Origin of the sequence: Bartonella sp. CM120XJJH (assembly GCF_042194715.1) — a bacterium.
GTDB lineage: Bacteria > Pseudomonadota > Alphaproteobacteria > Rhizobiales > Rhizobiaceae > Bartonella.
Genome location: NZ_JBHINE010000131.1, coordinates 368 through 608 on the forward strand (window position 1 = coordinate 368; position 241 = coordinate 608).

General features: G+C 39.0%; 1 pseudogene. It reads left to right on the top strand.

Annotated features, from left to right (window positions below):
* Nucleotides 1–241, top strand: a pseudogene (locus ACFIKU_RS10200) (macrolide ABC transporter permease/ATP-binding protein MacB); the annotation flags it as partial.

A 241-nucleotide genomic window follows, 5' to 3' on the forward strand; every position in this document is an offset into this window, starting at 1 on the left:
ATACGTTGCATATCTATTTGCCCTATACAACCGTGCAAACTCGTTTTCTTGGGACCACGCAGGTTCGTGCCATTATGGTTAAGATTACTGATGAGATTGATTCACATTTAGCAGAGACTATGGTGCGACGTTTTCTCATTATGCGCCATGGAGGGGAAGATTTTTTTATTAGAAATTCCGAATTTTTTCGTGAACGTATCATGGAGAGTACGCATATTTTAACGCTTTTAGTGTCTTCAAT